The organism is Polaromonas sp. (assembly GCF_016185115.1).
In the GTDB taxonomy this organism is placed as follows: Bacteria; Pseudomonadota; Gammaproteobacteria; order Burkholderiales; family Burkholderiaceae_C; genus Polaromonas.
In genome coordinates, this window is the sequence record NZ_JACPOF010000001.1 from 74,437 (window position 1) to 93,003 (window position 18,567).

Genomic DNA, 18,567 nt, shown 5'->3' on the forward strand with positions numbered 1-18,567 from the left:
AAGCAAAAGTTAGTTGCGTCGCCATCAAATAACAATTAATCGATGAGGGGGTTCCCGTGGGCTTGAGGCTTAAATTCAATCTTGTCCTGGTCGTCGTTTTTCTTGCAGGTTTTGCCGCTGCCGGCGTTATCACCAGGCAACTGTTGCAGGACAACGCCCGCGAGGAGGTGCTGAGAAATGCCCGCCTGATGATGGACACCGCACTTTCCGTGCGTGCCTACACCGTCGAACAGATCAAGCCCCATCTGGACAAACAGCTTGAGGAAGTCTTCCTTCCGCAAACCGTTCCGGCCTATGCAGCGACAGAAACGCTGAACAACATCCAGAAAAAATACCGGGACTACGGCTACAAGGAAGCCACCCTGAACCCCACCAACCCGCGTGACCGCGCGACGGACTGGGAAGCAGACCTGGTGCAGCAGTTTCGCCAGAATGCCGAGTCGAAGGAACTGGTTTCCGAGCGTAGTGGCGCCACGGGCCGCATCCTGTACATCGCCAAGCCCATCCAGATCTCCAATGCCGCCTGCCTGGTGTGCCACAGTGTGCCTGCCAACGCACCGGCGAGCATGATCAGGATCTACGGCGAGGCCAATGGTTTCGGCTGGAAGCACAACGAGATCGTTGGCGCACAGGTGGTGACAGTGCCCATGGAAATACCGATTCGCAACGCTGACCGCGCCTTCAAGACCTTCATGATCTCGCTGGCAGCCGTGTTTGCCGTTGTATTTATCGTACTCAACCTGATGCTGAGCTGGCTCATCGTGCGGCCCATCCGCAAGATGAGCCAGTCCGCCGACAGGATCAGCACAGGCGACTTCGACGTCCCGGAATTCGCTGATGGTGGCAAGGATGAAATGTCGGTTCTGGGCAGTTCCTTCAACCGCATGCGCCGCAGCCTGGAAAAAGCCATGCAGATGATTGGTGATTAAGCTGCTGTAAAGCCTTTTCGCCGTGATTGACCTTGACGACCCCAATATGGGCAGCCCTTCGGCGACGCCACCGGCCAGACCGCGCATGGACGCTGCGGCGTTACCGGCGGGGCATCGCGTTTTTGAATACCGTATCGACAGGATGCTGGGCGGCGGCGGATTTGGCCTGACCTATCTCGCCCACGACATCAACCTTGAACTGCCGGTTGCGCTGAAGGAGTATTACCCGGGTGACCTGGCAACCCGGTCTGTGGATTCTTCAGTGCACGTTCGGGCGGCAGAAAGCGCGTCACAGTTCACCTGGGGGCTGGAGCGCTTTCTTGACGAGGCGCGCGCCCTCGCCTCCTTCCGTCATCCGAACATCGTGCGCGTGCTGCGTTACTTCAGGGAAAACGGCACCGCCTACATCGTCATGGAGTACGAAACGGGCGACCCGCTGAAACGCTGGCTCGCCCGGCAATCCAGCCTGGACCAGCAAGGCCTTCTGAACATCGTCCACCCCCTGATGGACGGCCTGGAAGCGGTGCACAGGATGAAGTTTCTTCATCGCGACATCAAGCCCGACAACATCTATATCCGCGCCGACGGCTCGCCCGTGCTGCTGGACTTCGGCGCAGCGCGCAGGGTCACCGCAGACCGCGACATGACCAATATCATCAGCCCCGGCTTTGCGCCCTTCGAGCAGTATCACAGCCAGGGCAATCAGGGGCCCTGGACAGACGTTTACTCGCTGGGGGCGGTGATGTACTGGATGGTCACCGGGCACAAACCGCTGGAGTCAGCATCACGCGTCAAGCAGGACAAAATGCCGCGTGCAGTCGATGCGGGCCACTCTTTTTTCTGCGTCCCGCTGCTCAAGGCCATCGATTGGGCCATCACGCCTGACGAAGGCAAAAGGCCACAAAGCGTGGCCGAGCTCCGTGCCGCCCTGGTCGGGCTTGAAGACGGCAGGACCCAAACGCTCACCCAGCCCGACCCACAACGCTTCAGGGAACACGCCCCGACCCGGACAAGTGCTGGCGACAGCGCCAGTACCGCCGGCAACCGCAGCGACGTGCCAGCCTTTGCCGCTGGTTCGCAGCCAGCGCCGCAAATCCAGGCCGACAGCCTGCGCCGGAACGTGCTCGGCACCATCATGTTCATGGGCCTGGTGTCCTACTCAAAATACTCGACAGACCAGCAGGTCGACTCAAAATCGCGCTTCAACGAGCTACTCGGCAAGGCGCTCAAGGGCGTGGCCGAGCCTTCACGTATCGTGATCGACACCGGCGATGGCGCAGCAGTCTGTTTTCTGGGTGACCCGGAAGAAGCGCTGCAATCAGCGTTATTGCTGCGCGGCCTGTTGATGCAGAAGTACGGCAAGGCGTTGTCGGTACGCATGGGCCTGCACCTCGGACCGATGCGCATGGTGTTTGACATCAACAAACGCGTCAATGTGATTGGCGACGGGATCAATGTCGCGCAGCGCATCATGGACTTTGCCCGGCCCAACCAGATCATGGCGTCACGCGCCTACTACGACGTGGTGTCACGCATCACCGATACGGCCGCGGGGCTTTTCAGCCCCATGGGTCCGCACATCGACAAGCACATGCGTTCCCACGACATCTATGCCGTGATGGACCCGCAGACCGCGCAAGCCACGCAAATGGCAGCCATCGCTGACGTCACCCACAGTTTTGGCAACACCGGGTCGTTGACAGTACCCCTCAATTCACTGACGCCGGAGATGGCGGGCGATATTGAAAATGAACTGGCACGCCTCATAGGGCCACTGGCCAGGGTGCTGGTCAAAAAAGCCGTGCCCCGCGCCAACAGTGCCCAAAGCCTGCGCGACATGCTGTCCATATCCATTCCCGATACGGCGGCCCGCGAAGCTTTCGTGAAGGTCAAAAGCATCACCAGTACGAACTCACTGACCAGGCCCAACAGCATGCCGCAAAGTGGTCAGTCCAGCCGCTCGCGCAGTGACGCAAGCCAGCCGATGAGCAGGCCTGTTGATGTCCACAGCCAGCCGGTTTCGCGTTTTGGGGATTCACAGCCGGCGTCCCTGCCACTGCAGAACCTGAGCCTTGAGCAGTTTGCCATGCTGGAAAAAGTGCTGAGCCAACACATTGGCCCGATGGCCAGGGTGATCATCAGGAAAGAATCTTCACGCCACCTGACTCTTGAGGCCCTGTTGCCAGCGCTGTCGCTGCACATCGACAAACCGGCTGACCGCAGCAGGTGCCTGGCACTCATGCAGAAGATGCTGGCTTCGCGCTGATCATTCCCTGTCAATCCGCATTTGCAACAACCTGCCCGGCTTCGATGGTGATGCGCCGCTCGCAGCGTGAGGCAATTGCCCTGTCGTGTGTCACGAGGACCAGCGTGGTGCCCAGTTCCTGGTTGAGGTCAAACATCAGAGTCATGATTTTTTCACCGGTGGCGAAATCCAGGCTGCCGGTAGGCTCATCCGCGAGCAGGACGGCCGGCTGAACGACAAACGCCCGTGCCAGCGCCACGCGCTGCTGTTCACCACCCGACAAGACCTTGGGATAGTGCCCAAGCCGCTCGCCCAGGCCGACGCGCCTGAGCATCTCTGTCGCCTGCGCCCGCGCATTGGCCGCGCCTGAGAGTTCAAGCGGCAGCATGACGTTTTCCAGCGCCGAAAGATTGCCCATCAACTGGAAGCTCTGGAACACAAAGCCTACCTTCTGCGCCCGGAGCGCAGCCCGGTCGTCCTCATTCATGCCAAAAAGGTTTTGCCCTGCGAGGTGAACTGTTCCCTGTGTGGGTGTATCCAACCCCGCAATGATGGACAGCAAGGTGCTTTTGCCGGAACCGGACGCCCCGACGATGGCAGCCGTTTCACGGGGCGCAAGCGAAAAATCGATATCGCGCAAAATGGTCAATGTGCCGGTTGAGTCGGTAACGGACTTGAAAACGTGCTCAACGGAAATAATTGAAGGGCTGGTTCCGCCCACATCCACACTTCTTGAAGCAACCACAGGTTCAGACATGTCCACCTTAGCAATCAACTGGAAACTCAGTCACGGCGACTTTACCAAGCTTGCCGGCGCGTTGCGGGTAAAACTGGCAAAGCCCTTATCCGGGCTGCTGGCTGGGGCGATGATGGCCCTGGCGGCACCTGCATGGGCGCAGGGAGCCGATACGGTGCTCATCGTTGGCGACTCATTGAGCGCCGAATACGGCCTCAAACGCGGTACAGGCTGGGTGCCGCTGCTTGAGAAACAGGTCGCGCAGGATAAAAAATCGGCGAAGGTGGTCAACGCCAGCATCAGCGGCGACACCACCTCTGGGGGCCGTTCCCGCCTGCCTGCCTTGCTGACGCAGCACAAGCCGAATGTGGTGGTTATTGAACTGGGCGGCAACGATGCGCTGCGCGGCCTGCCGCTGGACATGACGGAAAACAACGTCACGGCCATGGTTCAGGCATCCAAAAAGGCCGGCGCCAAAGTGCTCATCGTCGGCATGCAGGTGCCGCCGAACTACGGTGGCGCCTATGCGGCCACTTTCTCGGGCCTGTTTGCCAGGGTGGCCAAGGCTGAAAAGGTTGCGCTGGTGCCCTTTTTCCTGAAAGGCATTGCCGATGTGGACGATTCGGCCAGCCGCTTCCAGGCAGACCGTATTCACCCCAATGAGCAGTCGCAGCCGAAGATGCTGGCCAATGTCTGGCCGGAACTCAAAAAGCTGCTGAAGTAAACACGGTCACAGCACACAATGCAAAAGCCCCTGACGACTGATGCCGTCAGGGGCTTTTGCTTGTTTGCTGGCCGTTGCCGGCTCGTCAGACAGCAGGGTCAACCGGTGGCGTGCCGGGCTGGCCGTCGGGTGACTCCGCGCCGTCTTCGCTGCCATCCTCGGGCTCGTCAGGCTTGCCTTCGGCCTTGCGCTTGAGTTTTTCTTCTTTTTTGCGCTTTTTGGCGAGCTCTTTCTGACGTTTTTCGTAGGAGTAGTTGGGAGTTGCCACTAAGTGCTTTCGTGAATGTTGAGGCCTGCTGGAGACAGACCATTAAGCCTTACTGTACTGCATCGCTGCAAGGGCCTGTGAGAGGTCTGCCTGCAGGTCGGCGACAGCCTCAAGTCCGACTGAAAACCGCACCAGACCACCCTTGTAAGGCCAGCCCGTGGTACGGATCGCCGGAATGTCGTAGGGCGCGCACAGGCTCATGGGCCCGGCCCAGCTGTAGCCGAGCTTGAAGAGCTTGAGGCTGTTGCAGAAGTGGTCAATCTGCGCCTGGCTGTACCCGGGCTTGAACACCACGCTCATCAGGCAGGCGGCGCCTGTGCAGTCGCGCTTCCAGGCTTCGTGGCCCGGCGAGCCGGGTAAGGCCGGGTGTAAAACCGTTTCGACCTGCGGCTGCCCCTGCAGCCAGGTTGCCAATGAGCGCGTGGCGCTGTCCTGGGCTGCATAACGCAGGGCGACCGAATGGAGGCCGCGGAGCACCAGTTCTGCGTCGTTGCCCGAGACGCCAAAACCGGTGCGCATGTGGCAGAAATGAAGCAGATGGTGCAAGGCCTGGTCTCTGGTGACCACAGAACCCATGAGCACGTCTGCGCCGCCGCTGGGGTATTTCGTGAGTGCGTGGGCCGAGATATCAATGCCCAGCTCAAACGCCTTGAAGGCAATGCCCGCACCCCAGGTGTTGTCGAGCGCAATGACCACACCCTGCGGATGCGTGTTCTGGTGGTTTTTGACGGCCGCGACCAGTTGCGGCAGATCGGGAAACTCAAGGGTGATGGAGCCTGGCGCTTCAAGCCAGACCAGCCGTGTTTTCGGCCCCAGCTTTGCAGCCAGGTCAGCCGGGTTCATGGCATCGTAGAAGCGGTGGGTAATGCCCCAGGCTGCCAGTTCACCCTGCGCGAAGGCCTTGTTGGGGCCGTAGGCGTTGTCCGGGATCAGCAACTCGTCACCCGCCTTGAGCAGCGCCATACCCACCAGCACGACAGCCGCCAGGCCGCTGGGCACCAGCGTGCAGTATTGGCCGCCCTCCAGGGTGGCGATGCGCTCCTCCAGCGTGAAGGTGGTGGGCGTACCGTGCAGGCCGTAGGTGTAGCCGGTCTTGTGTTTCCAGTCACGTGAGCGCAGCGCCGCTACGCTGGGGAAAACAATGGTCGAAGCCTTGTGCACTGCCGGCGGAACGGCTTCAAAGCCTGCAGGTGGCCGGTACGGATGATGGATCAGTTCTGTTGAAAGTTTCGCAGGTGTATCGCTCATGGGGCGATATTAACGGCCCGCTGATATCCGGGGGCAAATGGAGGCCACCCATGCAAGGTGCTTAAACAGGAAACGCAAACGGTTGCTATGATTTAGATAGCTGCTCACGTACATTTTTATTGGCTTCAGGGCACTTTTGATGCCCAAAATACGGCGTTTTTCGGAGTTTTGGACGTTTTTCAGCATCCATCAACTCCAATCGAAAGCTCAAAACAGCTGTTATAGCTAAATTAGCTGTTTTAGCAGGCACTGCCTTCTATTAATCGCTCAAGCGCAGCGATGCCTTCGCAAGCAGGAGCCGCGGAACTGGCTCTGCCAGGCCGCAAGGCGGGGCGGCCCCCTCGGGGGGCAGGAGCTACACGAAGTGAGCGACCGTGGGGGCTACGGCCGCCAGCGCCGGGCCGCCCCAAGCAAGGCCAGCCCCCTCGGGGGGGCAGCGTATTACACGCAGTGAAAAGCGTGGGGGCTTATATCTTCCACTTGGCCATCAACTGCGCTGGAGACAGCGAGTCGTAGCCTTCAAAGGGCTGGTGTATCCATGGGTTGGTGGGAAGCGTTTCCACCGAATAGTCGGGCTGGAAGGTAGACACGCCCTTGGTCCAGATCACCGCGCTGCGCAGCTCGGTAATCGGTTTGTAGTTGTTGCGCAGCTGATTGATGACGGCGTTCAGCGTGTGGCCCGAGTCGGCCAGGTCATCGACCAGCAATACCTTGCCGGCGATCTCGCCTTTCGGGGTGGTGATGAAGCGGGCGATGTCGAGGTTGCCCTGCACCGTGCCGGCATCAGCGCGGTAGGAACTGGTCGACATGATGGCCAGCGGCTTGTCGAAGATGCGCGAAAGAATATCGCCGGGCCGCATGCCCCCGCGCGCCAGGCACAGGATGGTGTCGAACTTCCACTCCGACTGGTGAATCTTGATCGCCAGCTTTTCAATCAGGTTGTGGTACTCGTCATAGCTGACGTAGAGATGCTTGCCGTCTTCTGTCAACATGGGTGTGCTCCTGATCAGGCCAGATACGGGTGCTGAAGCATGATGGTGTGGTCGCGGTCCGGGCTAGTCGACACCATCGCAATGGGCACACCCGTCACCTGCTCGATACGCTGCAAATACAGGCGCGCGTTCACGGGAAGCTTGTCGTAATCGGTCACACCGACGGTGCTGTCGCTCCAGCCTTCCAGCGTTTCATACACCGGCTTGCAGCGCTCGATATCGTCCGCCCCCATGGGCAGGATGTCGGTGATCTGGCCGTCGAGCTCGTAACCCGTGCACAACAGCAGCTTGTCTATGCCGTCCAGCACATCAAGCTTGGTAATGCACAGGCCGGTCAGGCCGTTGACCTGTGCAGAGCGCTTGAGCAGCGCGGCGTCAAACCAGCCGCAACGGCGGCTGCGTCCCGTCGTCACGCCTTTTTCAGCGCCCACGGTGCTCATGTGATAACCGGGCGTTCCGGGGGTTTCCCAGTCAAGCTCGGTCGGGAAAGGACCGCCACCCACACGGGTGCAATAGGCCTTGGTGATGCCAAGGATGTAATGCAGCATGCCCGGGCCTACGCCCGCACCCGCGGCTGCATTGCCGGCCACGCAGTTGCTTGAGGTGACATACGGGTAGGTGCCGTGGTCCACATCCAGCAGCGTGCCCTGCGCACCCTCAAACAGCAGGTTGGCACCGGCCCTGTGGGCGTCGTTCAGTTCACGTGAGACGTCAGCCATCATGGGCTTGAGCAACTCCGCATGGCGCATGGCTTCGTTGTAGACCGTGTCAAAGTCGATGGCCGGCGCATGCAGGAAATTGGTCAGTACAAAGTTGTGCAGATCCAGCAGTTCGCGCAGCTTGGAGGCAAAGCGCTCCGGGTACTTCAGGTCCTGCACGCGCAGCGCGCGGCGGGCAATCTTGTCTTCATAGGCGGGGCCTATGCCACGGCCGGTGGTGCCGATTTTTGTCGTACCACCCTTCTCGCGGAAAGCCTCACGGGCTATATCAAGTGCGGCATGAAACGGCAGAATCAGCGGGCAGGCCTCGCTGATGCGCAGGCGTGATCGCACTTCAACACCGGCTTTTTCCAGGCCTTCAATTTCTTCAAACAACTTGCCTGCCGACAGCACCACACCGTTGCCGATGTAGCACTTGACGCCGGGGCGCATGATGCCGCTGGGAATCAGGTGAAGCGCGGTCTTGACCCCGTTGATGACCAGCGTGTGGCCCGCGTTGTGGCCGCCCTGAAAGCGCACCACGCCCTGCGACAGTTCGGTCAGCCAGTCGACCAGCTTGCCTTTGCCTTCGTCGCCCCACTGGGTGCCCACGACCACGACGTTGCGTCCCGCTGTCGCGGCAATTTTGTTTGTCATCTTCAATTCTCGTTAAGGGATTCTTGGGATAGGCCGGTTCTACACGGGCCTGCTCAGACCGTCCTGCCCAGAGGCTGGACGACCCACTTGCCTGCGACACGAACCAGGTGGCGGTCGCAATCGAATTCGTTGACCTCATGCTCATGGCCTGGCAACACACAGGCCACGGTATCACCGGACGCACGAAGGCTGGCAATGGCATCACGCAGTGAAGCGTCTTCGGCCCAGGGCGCCCTGACAGCGGCCTTGAGCGGCCGGGGCGGCAGAACGTTGACCAGCTCTTTCAGATCGAGGCTGAAACCTGCGGCTGGGCGGTTGCGGCCAAACACCGCCCCGACCTCGTCATAACGGCCGCCACGCGCGAGTTCTGCGCCCTGCCCGTAGATGGCGAAACGTGTTCCGCTGTAATACGCATAGCCGCGCAGGTCTGCCAGGTCAAAGCTGACTTTGGCGTCGCCGCCCACATGGGTGGCCAGCCACTGCAGATCCTTGAGTGCCTCAGCAACGCCAGGCAAAGGCTTGAGGACCCGGGCAGCTTCGGCCAGCACCTTCTCGTCGCCATAGAGCTGCAGCAGGGCCTTCAGGCCTTCACGCGATGCGGCTGAAATATCACCACCCAGACTGGCGGTCAGGCTGTCGAGTTCGCTGCCATCCTTGGCAGCCAGTGCGGCGTGTATCAATGCAAGCGTCTTTGCCGGGATGGTGGCCCCGGCCAGCAGGCTGTTGACAACACGTACATCAGCCATGTCGACGCTGAGGTCGCTCACGCCGGCAACTTTCAGGCCCTCAAGCGCGAGCAGCTGGGCCTCAAGGTCAGCCTCCAGGCCGGCATGGCCGTATATTTCAGCACCGAATTGCAGGGGCTCGCGCGTGGCGTGCGGCCTGTCGGCGCGGGTGTGCAGCACGGGCCCGCAATAGCAAAGCCGCGCAACACCATTGCGGTTCAACAGATGGGCGTCGATGCGCGCAACCTGGGGGGTCGTGTCGGCCCGTAAACCAAGCGTACGGCCCGAGAGCTGGTCTACCAGCTTGAAGGTTTGCAAGCCAAGAGCTTCACCGGTACCGGTGAGCAGGGACTCAAGATGCTCCAGCAGCGGGGGCATGACCAGCTCGTAGCCATAGCTGCGAGCGGTATCCAGCAACAGGCGGCGGAGCTCTTCAATGTGACGCGCCTCGGAAGGCAGGACATCGGCAATTTGATCCGGCAATTGCCATGATGACGACCAGGCGGGCATGTATTTATTGGGCGCTGTTAAAAACAGGATTTTACCGGGCTTGGCAGCGGTTTTTGCCGCAGAGCCAGATTGAATGCGACGGGCTGCGGAAATCACGCCCGGTCAAGGCTGCCGCGGCCTGGGATGGTCAGTTAAAAAACAAGAACCAGCGCAACTGCGGCCAGCCCCAGGAGCATGCTGCAGAGCCCGAAAAACCGGATCTGCCCATCGCTCATTTTGAGGATCTGCTCAAACATCCTGCGCCATCCGCCTGGCGACAGGAAAGGCAACATGCCTTCAAGCACCAGCATGAAAGCCAGCGCCAGCCAGAGGCTGTTGCCATCCACGGTGAAATATTATTTTTTGCCGGCAGCAGGCGCAGCGCCTGCGCCAGAACTACGCATGGCCTTGAAGAAATCGGACGATGGGTCAAGCACCATCACGTCGCTCTTCTTGCTGAAGCTGGCCTTGTAGGCATCGAGGCTGCGGTAGAACTGTGCGAACTGCGCATCCTTGCCGAATGACTCGGCATAGGTGCGTGCCGCCTCGGCATCGCCCTCGCCCTTGATTTTCTGTGCGTCGCGGTAGGCGTTGGCAATGGTCACCTCGCGCTGGCGATCTGCATCAGCGCGAATTTTTTCACCTTCAGCAGCGCCTGTGGACCTGAGCTCGTTGGCCACACGCTGACGCTCTGCGACCATGCGTTTGTAGACCGAATCAGTGATCGCCTCAACATAGTCAACGCGGGTGATTCGTACATCAACGATATCCACGCCCCATGGCTTGGCACCCTGCACAGCCTGCAAGACCTCGCGCTTGACATCGGCCATCAACGCTTCGCGCTTGGCCGAGAGCAAATCCTTGACGGTACGTTTGTTGATCTCTTCCTGGAAAGCATTGCGCACGACCCGGTTCAACTGGCTGGCACCGGCTTTTTCGTCCAGGCCTACGTTACGGATGTATTCGGTAGGCTGCGTCACGCGCCAGCGCACATACCAGTCGATCACCACGCGCTGCTTTTCAAGCGTGAGCATGGCTTCAGCGTCCACGCTATCCAGCGTGAGCAGCCGCTTGTCGATGTACGACACATTCTGGAAAGGCGGCGGCAGCTTGAAGTGCAGGCCCGGCTCGGTGACCACGTCCTTGATCTGACCCAGGGCGTAGACCACACCAAACTGGCGCTGGTCAACCACAAACAGCATGGAACTGGCAAGCGCCAGGATCACCAGCAACGACGATGCGATAAATCCAACTCTGTTCACTTTTGTCTTCCTTAGCGGGTATCGCGGTCGCGTGTGCGGGCGGCATCACGGGTGCGTGCATCAACGGTCGAAGCGGGCGCAGTCGCAACCGGCGCCGCCGGCAATGTGGCGCTACCGGCGCCAGGAGTCGCTTCAGCAACCGGGCCGGCCCCCTGCCCTGTCATCTGCATGATCTTGTCCAGGGGCAGATACAGCAGGTTGGAGCCCTGGCGGGATTCAACCATCACCTTCGTGACGTTGGTATATACCTGCTGCATGGTGTCGATGTACATGCGGTCACGGGTGACCTGCGGGGCCTTCTGGTATTCAGCCAGCACGGATCGGAAACGCTGTGAATCACCCTGAGCCTGCGCCACAATACGGGCCTTGTAGGCATCAGCCTCTTCTTTCAGGCGCGAAGCAGAACCCACCGCACGGGGAATCACATCGTTGGCGTAGGCCTGGGCTTCGTTCTTGGCGCGTTCGCGCTCCTGCCCGGCTTTCAATACATCATCGAATGCGGCCTGAACCTGCTCGGGCGGACGCACACCACTTTGCTGCAGATTGATGCCCACGACCTCGACGCCAACCTTGTAGCGGTCCAGGATGGTCTGCATCAGGGTCCGCACACGCGGCGCAATCTGGTCGCGTTCTTCCGCGAGGGCCGAGTCCATCTTCATCTTGCCAACAACCTCACGCACCGCTGTTTCTGCGGCCTGCACCACAGCATTCGCGGGGTCCTTGCTCTCGAAAAGATAGGCACGTGCGTCATTCAGGCGGTACTGGACGGCAAACTTGATTTCAACGATGTTTTCGTCTTCGGTCAACATGGCCGATTCACGCAAGCCTGTGGCCTTGATGATGGTGTCACGCCCCACATCAACAGAACGAATCTGGGTCACCACCACCATCTCATGGCGCTGGATGGGATAAGGAAGACGCCAGTTAAAGCCTGCGCCCACCGTAGAGTTGTACTTGCCGAACTGGGTGATAACAGCCTGCTGACCCTCCTGAACAATGAAAAAGCCGGTGCCCAGCCAGATCAGGACCGCAACACCGGCAATCAAGCCGACGCCTATGCCGGCACTTTTCATGTCCGGCTGAAAACCGCCGCCACCACTTCCACCACCGTTGCCGCCCGGGCGCGCCCGACCGGCATTTTTGTTGCCGCCAAACAGGCCGCCCAGCTTGCGATTGAAGTCGCGCCAGAGTTCGTCCAGATCAGGCGGCCCCTGATTGGGTCCCTGGCCCTGGGGACGCTTCTCGGGTTGCGGAGGCGGCGGAGCACTGCTCTCGGGGCTTGCCTTGGGCCCGGACTCATCGCCTGCAGGTTTATCGTCGTTTCGACCCCAACGAGGATCGTTCAGATTAAACATGCCCAGTACGCGTTGTTTCAAACGGCCGGGGAAAGTCACCAGGGTCTGTAGCGCAGGGTTCAGATTCATTGGTTCGAACTCGTTTTTTTCATTACTTCGCCATTGTGCCTAATTCGGCCTGTACTCAGACAACGACCTCAGATGTCTCGGGGGTATCGTCCGGCGACCCCTCCGTCGCATGTTTGACAAGCAGCTGGCGCAGCAAAGGCAATCCGTCGCCGGTCTTGGCACTGACAAAAACCCTTTCCACCCGCCGTACCGCGTCAGAAAAAGCGTCCTTGAGTTCAAACATGTCACTTAGTTGCAGCGGCCAGCGCGACTTTTCAATAGCGTCGAGCTTGTTAAACACAAGAATTTGCGGAACCTCAGACGCGCCTATCTCTTCGAGCACCCGCTGAACCTGCTCGATTTGCTCCAGATGGTTGGGATTGGCGCCATCTATGACGTGCAACAACAAATCAGCGTCCGCTGCCTCCTGGAGGGTAGCCGCAAAAGCATCCACCAGGCCGTGCGGCAGATCACGAATAAAACCTACCGTATCGGAAAGGGACACAGAGCGCGCTGCTTCGCCGAGATAGAGCTGGCGGGTAGTGGTGTCGAGCGTGGCAAACAGCTGGTCGGCAGCATAGGCGCGCGCTTTGACCAATGCGTTAAACAACGTTGATTTCCCCGCATTCGTGTAGCCGACCAGAGAGATGGTGAAGGAGTTGCGGCGTTCACGCTGCCTGCGCTGGGTCTGCCGCTGTTTTTTGACTTTGGTCAGCCGCTCCTTGGTTCGCTTGATGGCTTCGCCGATCATCCGCTTGTCAAGCTCTATCTGCTTTTCGCCAGGGCCACCACGAACACCAGCACCACCGGTTTGCCGCTCAAGGTGTGACCAGCGGCGGACAAGGCGTGTAGACAAATACTGGAGGCGCGCAAGTTCAACCTGAAGTTTGCCTTCGTGGCTACGCGCACGCTGGGCAAAAATTTCAAGAATCAGAAGTGTCCTGTCATTGACAGGCAATTCAAGATGGCGCTCGAGGTTACGCTGCTGGGCCGGGCTCAACGCCTGGTCAAACAGGATTTCGCTCGCACCCAGTTGCTGGGCGAGCATCTTGATCTCGTCAGCCTTGCCACTGCCGATAAAAAGGGCTGCGTCAGGTGCCCGGCGTTTGCAGGTCACGCGATCTACCGGGTGGAGGCCTGCCGTTTCCGCCAGCAGGCCCAGTTCTTCAAGACCCTGGTCAAAATTGGGAAGCCCCAAATCGACGCCAACCAGAATGGCCCGCGGCTTCACCTGGAGTTTTCCACGACCGACGGGTTCTCCGGAATTCAGCTCGAAGGGCTTTCTTCGGAGTCAGCGGCCGCAAAATTCACGGCACGGCCGGGAACAATGGTCGAAATGGCGTGCTTGTACACCATTTGTGTCACCGTGTTGCGCAGCAGGACGACATATTGATCGAAAGACTCGATCTGGCCCTGCAATTTAATCCCGTTAACGAGATAAATTGAAACAGGAACGTGCTCTCTACGCAGGGTATTGAGAAACGGGTCCTGGAGTAACTGACCTTTGTTATTGCTCACGATATTTTCCGTGTTCAAGAGTTGATGGAGCTTGACAATACCACAGCGATTGTTTAAAGCCTGTAGTCCTAGTCTGATTCCTTGTCCTTGAAGGGGTTGTGTGACGTCTTCATCTGGATGCGCATGGGCGTACCCGTCAGGTCAAACTCCTTGCGGAAGCGGCCTTCCAGGTAGCGCTTGTACGACTCACTGACATGCTCAAGCGAGTTGCCGTGCACGATGATGATGGGAGGGTTCATGCCGCCCTGGTGGGCATAGCGTAGTTTCGGTCGAAATACACCGGACCGCTGCGGTTGCTGGAACTGAACCGCCTCAAGCAACAGACGCGTCAGCACCGGAGTGGACATCTTGCGATTGGCCGAAGCATGCGCCTGGATGATGGACTTCCAGACAGGGCCAAGGCCCTGCCGCTTGATGGCAGAGATGTGGTGGATCGACGCAAACTTCAGGAAAGCCAGGCGGGTTTCAATGGAGCGGGCCAGGATTTCCCGCTGATATGAGTCGACGGCGTCCCACTTGTTGACCGCGAGCACTACCGCACGTCCGCTCTCAAGGATATAACCCGCGATGTGTGCATCCTGATCCGTGACACCCTGTGTGGCGTCAAGGAGAAGCAGAACCACGTTGGAGTTCTCGATTGCTTGCAGCGTTTTGACCACCGAGAATTTCTCGATAGCCTCAAACACCTTGCCCTTGCGCCGCAAACCCGCGGTGTCAATCAGTTCAAACTTCTGCCCGTCGCGTTCAAATGGCACTGAAATCGCATCGCGCGTGGTCCCCGGCAAGTCAAACGCCACAAGGCGCTCCTCGCCCAGCCATGTATTGATCAGCGTGGACTTGCCGACGTTGGGCCGCCCGGCGACTGCAAGCCGGATGACGGACGGGTCCTGCGTTTCGGCGTCCTCGTCCCCTTCGGGAAGATCCAGCAGAGCCAACGCACTGTCGACAAGGGTTCGCATGCCCTGACCGTGCGCGGCAGAAACAGCCAGCACTTCACCGAGGCCCAGCTCAAAAAACTCCGAAAGCTGGACGCCTTCAGTCATGCCCTCTGCCTTGTTGGCCGTCAGCAGCGTGGGCTTGCCCAGTTTGCGCAGATACTTGGCAATATCATGGTCCTGAGCGTTGACTCCAGCGCGGGCATCCACAACAAATATGACCACGTCAGCCTCGGCCACAGCCTGCCTTGTCTGCTTGGCCATTTCCTTATAGATGCCACTTTGGGCATCGGGCTCGAAACCACCTGTATCAATGACGATGTACTCGTGATTGCCCAGCTTGCCATTGCCGTAATGGCGATCACGCGTGAGACCGGCAAAATCCGCGACGATGGCATCGCGCGTCTTGGTCAAACGGTTAAAAAGCGTCGACTTGCCTACATTTGGGCGGCCCACCAGGGCGATTACGGGTTTCATCGATGCAATTCATGCGACCAGATCGGTCATTATTCCGGAACAAAACCGTATACAGCACCATTGCGCGTCACGGCGATCAGTGCATTTCTGGCCAGTGTGGGAGGCGCCGCAATGGCAGAACCATCAGTAGTGAGGCGATTCAGCGCAGAACCATTTTCGCGCGATAGAAGGTGTATAAAACCGGACGAATCACCGATGGCGACGGAACGCCCAATGACCAGCGGCGCAGTAAGGTGACGATAGCGCAGATTGTCCGTGGTCCAGGCACGCTCACCATCGGCTTTGCGCCACGCCAGTACAGTGCCATCGGATTCGGTGCCGAAAATAAAACGATCATCGCTCTGGACACCCTGGGAACCATTGGCTGGTTTTGTCCAGATCAGGCTTCCCCTGAGGGTGTTGACACAGCCAACACTGGCCTGGAAAGCTCTCGCGCAAACGATGTCGCCTTCGCGTCCGACCCGTCCAACCAGATCCACCAGACGTTCGACATCATTGATGCCACGTGGGGAGGCAATAGGTGCCTCCCAGCGAATGCTGCCATTCGACGGATTCAAACCCGCAAGACGACCGGCAAGACCTACAACCAGCGTATCGCCAACTGCGAGGATCACGCCGGACTGACGCAAAACCAGGGGCTCATTGGGGCGTTGCTGGGCCCATAACTTTCGTCCGGTCTGCCCGTCAAAGGCATTGACTGACCGATCAGCAGCAAGCACGAATACGCGCCCTCCCGCCACGAACGGAGACGTGTACGCCTGCGCGTTTAACTTTTGTCGCCATATTTCTCGGCCGCCCTGTATCGCAACAACTTCGTTGGCTTGCGTGACAACGGCAGCTACAGTTCCATCGCTGCCGACACCTGCAGCGATCTGGGCGCCCACGTTGGTGCGCCAAACGTCACCGCCAGTTCTTGAATCAATGGCAGCGACAGATCCATCATTTGCCGCCACATAGACCGTTGTGCCCGTGACATTGATGTCCAGGGGGAAGGTGACAGGTCCAATCCGGCTGCTCCACGCTTGCCTGGCAGACACAAGACCGCTGACAGCCTGCAGCGCGGCTGGCTGGGGCTTTCCGGGGCCACCATCAAAAATGGACAACATCGAACAGGCAGAGAGGGAAGCCAGCACTGCCAGAACAACCGAAGTCTGCAACGCACGGCCAAGATGCCTGGGCAAAAGGAGATTCATTTTTTCACCTCGGAATTCGGAGCGGCAACTGCACTATTTGCTGGGGCAGGGTCCACGCCCAGAGCGTTGAGCTTGACCTCTACGAGACGCCGGTACTCCGATCGCTCATCGAAACCTTTGTAAGCGGTCTGGTATTCCGCCTTGGCTTCGGCCTTTTTGCCCTGGGCTGCAAGGATGTCGCCTCGCCTGTCAGCAGCCAGTGCCGCAAAATCCTTTGGGAACGAACCGGATGCAAGCTTCAGAGCCTCATCATAGGCTTTCGTTTCAAAAAGGATGCCCGCCAGGCGTAACCTGGCTATGGATTGATAGCCATCGTCAGAAGCCTTGTCTGCGACCCAGGTCAAGGCAGCCCTGGAGGCATCAATATTGCCTTTGTCGTAATAGGTTTTGGCAACCAATAATCCAGCCTGACCTGCGTACACTGTGCCGCCAAATCGGTCTTTCATGTCTGCCAGTGAACGCTCCAGGCGGGCCATATCACCGGACAAAGCGGCCCGTTCAACCTCGTCATACAGGACCGTAGCCTGAGAAGCCTGACGGCCTTGCCAATACTGGTAGCCATTCCAGGCGGCAACAGCACCAAAAACGACAATCAATGCCCAGGTGATGAGGTCGCCATACTGTTTCCAGAAATGCTTGAGTTCGGCGAGCTGCTCCTGCTCCTCAAGATCGAGATGTTTTGCCATAAATGTGTTTGTAGTGCCCGGCGGCGGCGCCAGTTGAATTGTGGTGATTGTAGTTGGCTGACAGGGCTCAAAGCCCCAGTTCAGCTTCTCAGGACATGTGCCCAGCCCGCAGCATCGTCCAGGCGCTGCAGGGTCTGTGCTTCGGCAGAACCGGTTTTGCTGCCACGCAGGGGCTTGACTGCAACACACCCCTGTGCGAACTCATCTACCCCGAAAATAAGAGCAAACCTGGCCCCGCTGCCATCGGCCTTTTTAAACTGCGACTTCATACTGCCCATGCCATCAGCATTGGCACCTGCATGCATCTGGACACTGACACCTGCAGAACGCAACGCAGTCAGGACCCGCAGGGCTGCTGGCAGGGTTTGTGCGTCGGGAATGACAGCATAGGCATCGGGCGCCGGTATGTCGACTGTTTGGCCCTGCTCGCGTATAAGCTCAAGCACGCGCTCAACACCCAGCGCCCAGCCTACGGCCGGAGCCGCCTTGCCGCCAATCTGCTCTATCAGGTAGTCATAACGACCCCCGCCGCAAATGGTGCCCTGCGATCCAAGGCTTTCGGTCACGAACTCAAATACAGTGAGGTTGTAGTAATCCATTCCGCGCACCAACCTTGGGTTAATACGGTAGGAAATGCCGTGGGCGTCCAGGATGTCTTTCACCCGGTTGAAATGCGCCAGCGAAGCCGCGCCCAGAAAACTCATCAGCTTTGGGGCCTGCTCCAGCATGGCCTGCATCAGGGGATTCTTGCTGTCCAGTATCCGCAGGGGATTACTATGCAGCCTGCGCCTCGCCTCATCGTCCAGCACCTCATTATTGGCCTCAAGATAGGCAATGAGAGCTGCTCGGTGCTGCTTGCGCTCTTCCGGCTGACCAAGGCTGTTGAGCTCCAGCCGCACATCCTTCAGGCCCAATTCTTTCCACAAAGCGTCTGCCAGCAGTATCAGCTCTGCATCTACCTCCGCGCCAGCAAACCCGAGCGCTTCAGCGCCTATCTGGTGAAATTGCCGATACCGTCCGCGCTGCGGCCGCTCGTGGCGAAACATCGGCCCCATGTAGTACAGCCGTTTCCCGCCCTCGTACAACATGGAGTGCTCGACGACAGCCCGTACAACACCGGCGGTATTCTCCGGCCGGAGGGTCAAGGCCTCCCCGTTGAGACGGTCTTCGAAGGAGTACATCTCCTTCTCGACAATATCAGTCACTTCACCAAGGCCGCGGACGAACAGCGATGTCGGTTCAACAATGGGCGTACGGATATTTCGATAGGCGTATAGCCCCATCAGGGAACGCACCTTGCCTTCAAGCCACTCCCAACGCGCCGAATCAGGCGGCAAAATATCATTCATGCCTTTGACGGCAGTCAATTTTTCAGCCATGGT

The 18,567-nt window shown here is 59.0% G+C and carries 18 protein-coding genes; 3 read left to right on the forward strand and 15 right to left on the reverse strand.

What is annotated here, in order from left to right; translation table 11 throughout:
• Positions 1–56 precede the first annotated feature (56 nt).
• Positions 57–929, forward strand: coding sequence for a DUF3365 domain-containing protein (locus tag HYX42_RS00430; RefSeq protein ID WP_293398636.1), 873 nt, complete (start codon positions 57–59; stop codon positions 927–929).
• Between the two features lie 22 nt (positions 930–951).
• Complete coding sequence (locus HYX42_RS00435) at positions 952–3,195, forward strand: protein kinase (protein WP_293398637.1); 2,244 nt, start codon at positions 952–954, stop codon at positions 3,193–3,195.
• A 10-nt stretch (positions 3,196–3,205) separates the two neighbouring features.
• Here HYX42_RS00435 and HYX42_RS00440 read toward each other — a convergent pair whose 3' ends face one another.
• Positions 3,206–3,931, reverse strand: a complete 726-nt coding sequence (locus HYX42_RS00440; protein ID WP_293398638.1) for an ABC transporter ATP-binding protein — start codon at positions 3,929–3,931, stop codon at positions 3,206–3,208.
• Positions 3,932–4,040: 109 nt separating this feature from the next.
• Here HYX42_RS00440 and HYX42_RS00445 point away from each other — a divergent pair, with 109 nt between their 5' ends.
• Entirely contained in the window at positions 4,041–4,634 is a 594-nt protein-coding gene (locus HYX42_RS00445; protein ID WP_293398680.1) for an arylesterase, read from the forward strand.
• Between the two features lie 85 nt (positions 4,635–4,719).
• On the opposite strand, the gene HYX42_RS00450 is transcribed toward HYX42_RS00445, so the two are convergent.
• The 14 genes from HYX42_RS00450 to hisS form a co-directional block, all read right to left on the reverse strand.
• Positions 4,720–4,902, reverse strand: a complete 183-nt coding sequence (locus HYX42_RS00450; RefSeq protein ID WP_293398639.1) for a hypothetical protein — start codon at positions 4,900–4,902, stop codon at positions 4,720–4,722.
• 42 nt (positions 4,903–4,944) lie between these two features.
• On the reverse strand, positions 4,945–6,150 hold the full coding sequence (locus HYX42_RS00455) for a PLP-dependent transferase (RefSeq protein WP_293398640.1): 1,206 nt from the start codon (positions 6,148–6,150) through the stop codon (positions 4,945–4,947).
• Positions 6,151–6,617: 467 nt separating this feature from the next.
• Positions 6,618–7,142, reverse strand: coding sequence for a phosphoribosyltransferase (locus tag HYX42_RS00460; RefSeq protein WP_293398641.1), 525 nt, complete (start codon positions 7,140–7,142; stop codon positions 6,618–6,620).
• Between the two features lie 14 nt (positions 7,143–7,156).
• Positions 7,157–8,497, reverse strand: coding sequence for an adenylosuccinate synthase (locus HYX42_RS00465; RefSeq protein ID WP_293398642.1), 1,341 nt, complete (start codon positions 8,495–8,497; stop codon positions 7,157–7,159).
• A 53-nt stretch (positions 8,498–8,550) separates the two neighbouring features.
• The gene (locus HYX42_RS00470) at positions 8,551–9,732 is read right to left on the reverse strand and encodes an ATP phosphoribosyltransferase regulatory subunit (protein ID WP_293398643.1); all 1,182 of its coding nucleotides are present in this window, start codon (positions 9,730–9,732) and stop codon (positions 8,551–8,553) included.
• 131 nt (positions 9,733–9,863) lie between these two features.
• On the reverse strand, positions 9,864–10,058 hold the full coding sequence (locus HYX42_RS00475; protein WP_293398644.1) for a DUF2065 domain-containing protein: 195 nt from the start codon (positions 10,056–10,058) through the stop codon (positions 9,864–9,866).
• Positions 10,059–10,067: 9 nt separating this feature from the next.
• Positions 10,068–10,973: a protease modulator HflC gene (hflC, locus tag HYX42_RS00480; protein ID WP_293398645.1), complete on the reverse strand. Its 906-nt coding sequence runs from the start codon at positions 10,971–10,973 to the stop codon at positions 10,068–10,070.
• Between the two features lie 11 nt (positions 10,974–10,984).
• A complete protein-coding gene (hflK, locus tag HYX42_RS00485) occupies positions 10,985–12,397 on the reverse strand; it encodes an FtsH protease activity modulator HflK (RefSeq protein ID WP_293398646.1) in 1,413 nt (470 codons plus the stop codon).
• A 55-nt stretch (positions 12,398–12,452) separates the two neighbouring features.
• Positions 12,453–13,607 (reverse strand): GTPase HflX, encoded by a 1,155-nt coding sequence (gene hflX, locus HYX42_RS00490; RefSeq protein WP_293398647.1) that lies wholly within the window; start codon positions 13,605–13,607, stop codon positions 12,453–12,455.
• Positions 13,608–13,642: 35 nt separating this feature from the next.
• Entirely contained in the window at positions 13,643–13,912 is a 270-nt protein-coding gene (hfq, locus tag HYX42_RS00495; protein ID WP_293398648.1) for an RNA chaperone Hfq, read from the reverse strand.
• 50 nt (positions 13,913–13,962) lie between these two features.
• A complete protein-coding gene (gene der / locus HYX42_RS00500; RefSeq protein ID WP_293398649.1) occupies positions 13,963–15,306 on the reverse strand; it encodes a ribosome biogenesis GTPase Der in 1,344 nt (447 codons plus the stop codon).
• Between the two features lie 29 nt (positions 15,307–15,335).
• On the reverse strand, positions 15,336–16,499 hold the full coding sequence (gene bamB / locus HYX42_RS00505; protein ID WP_293398650.1) for an outer membrane protein assembly factor BamB: 1,164 nt from the start codon (positions 16,497–16,499) through the stop codon (positions 15,336–15,338).
• Positions 16,496–17,185, reverse strand: coding sequence for a tetratricopeptide repeat protein (locus tag HYX42_RS00510; protein WP_293398651.1), 690 nt, complete (start codon positions 17,183–17,185; stop codon positions 16,496–16,498). The genes bamB and HYX42_RS00510 overlap by 4 nt, the downstream gene beginning before the upstream one ends.
• A gap of 80 nt (positions 17,186–17,265) precedes the next feature.
• Positions 17,266–18,564 carry a histidine--tRNA ligase gene (gene hisS / locus HYX42_RS00515; RefSeq protein WP_293398652.1) on the reverse strand — a complete coding sequence of 433 codons (1,299 nt, stop codon included), beginning with the start codon at positions 18,562–18,564 and terminating at the stop codon, positions 17,266–17,268.
• Positions 18,565–18,567: the final 3 nt, after the last annotated feature.